Source organism: Enterococcus sp. RTP21361st1_A6_RTP21361_211029, assembly GCF_040910045.1.
Classification (GTDB): Bacteria; Bacillota; Bacilli; order Lactobacillales; family Enterococcaceae; genus Enterococcus_D; species Enterococcus_D gallinarum.
Genome location: NZ_JBDGBK010000197.1, coordinates 1 through 1,640 on the forward strand (window position 1 = coordinate 1; position 1,640 = coordinate 1,640).

1 protein-coding gene is annotated in these 1,640 nt (G+C 37.7%); it reads right to left on the reverse strand.

Annotated elements, in window-relative coordinates:
- Positions 1-55 precede the first annotated feature (55 nt).
- Positions 56-1,543: a transposase gene (locus AB5Z52_RS16965; protein WP_368243987.1), complete on the reverse strand. Its 1,488-nt coding sequence runs from the start codon at positions 1,541-1,543 to the stop codon at positions 56-58.
- Between the last annotated feature and the right edge of the window lie 97 nt (positions 1,544-1,640).

The window sequence follows — 1,640 nt, forward strand, 5'->3', positions numbered from 1 at the left end:
AAGAAAACCACCGGAGAATGAATTCTCCGGTGGACTTTTTGTATGATTAACCTTCTTATTGAGCATCACTGATCTTAAACTCTATTCCAAGGGCGTTTCTATAATATTCTGGATACATCTCCTTCCCACATTTTTCACAGGTAAATTGGGGAGGATTGTTCGGATCATTTGCAATATCTGCATCATCTAAAAATTTTACTACATCCATTGGGATTGATTCTTTTTCACCACAACTTAGACATATAAATTTCACGTTGGCGTTCCCAATCCCAGCGAATTGCTTTAAAAGTTTTTTCTTTTCTTCTTCATACTGTTGCCTGAATTCTTTTTGGTCAATTTTTCGATTCTCCTCTCGCATAAACCGCTTTGCATGGTTATCTTTCGCATATTTAATAACTAACCGTCCATTTTTGCGCACACTCGTCCCAACGAATTCATAGTACTCACCGCAACAAGAACATTCTAAGGGATTTTCACCAAATTCTTCGGTTATTCTTTCTTCCCAGGATTTTGGTCTTAAGGCCTCATTCAGATTGATAAACAGCTTTTTTACTCGTTTCTGATACTCCTTCATGACCTTTTTCATTAATGTTTTGATTCTACGACTATAGATTCCATAGCGACGAATCGTTTTGAAATTCTTATTTTGAATATGGCGAATCAATGCAGCTATGAATTCGTCTATACTCATGGTCATCGTCTCTTTAGTATTCGTTCGTTTGTCCATGTAGTTGAACATGACAGTGTCGCCATCATACATTAAGATTCGGCTTAATGCGATCGGGCCACGCTTCATATAACGACTGATGTATTGGAGTAGTGACTTTAGATTTGTCCTGCTCCTTTTAGGAGCATTTACGTAAAACCCTTCTCCATTGTTCTTGTACGCAGCTTGTAATCTTGATTGAACTCTTTGCTTGTCCCACTCACCTAACGTTCGTCTAATTAGTTTCAATACAGCATTTTTCCAGTATTTTCTTAACATAGAAAAAGGTAAATAATCGTATTCTTCCCAACTTCCATCTCTTGTTAAGCCACCCATAGTAACAACCATATGAACATGCGGATTAAATTCTAGTTTTGATCCAAAGGTGTGGATTGTAGCTACTATACCTGCCTTCACCTTTCTTTTCTCAAAATAGGCAAGAATAATTTTTGCGGCTTCATCCATTAGTCCTTTCAGTAAGGAATCTCGATAGTTTTCCATCATAAAGATTTCCCGTAACCCCTCATCGATCGTAAAGATTACGTGCCGATGTGTCACTTTAAACATATCATTCGCCACAACCGCTGACCACCTTTGGCTTTCACCTGTTGCACACGTTGGACAGAACTTTCCACGACATTTCAAGGGAACAAACTTTGTTTGATGACATCCTTCGCAGACAAACAGTCGGTATCCTTTTTGAATATCTCCACAATATCTAAACTTGTTTACTTCCCGTTTGACGACTAGCCGAATCTTTCGCCCGTATTTCTCAACAAAGTTATCCCAATTATGGTGTTCGTCAAAAAAGATTGCTTCGAGAATATTCGCTTTCATAGTAATATTTTACTTGTTCAAAAACAAAATGAAAAGGGCTAAAAGACTGGTAGTGCAGCCTTTTTAGCCCTTAACTTTTTATACTTTCTTTACTGTC

Coding starts and splice junctions, on each gene's coding strand:
- AB5Z52_RS16965 (WP_368243987.1), bottom strand. CDS start 1,543: ATGAAAGCGAATATTCTCGAAGCAATCTTTTTTGACGAACACCATAAT.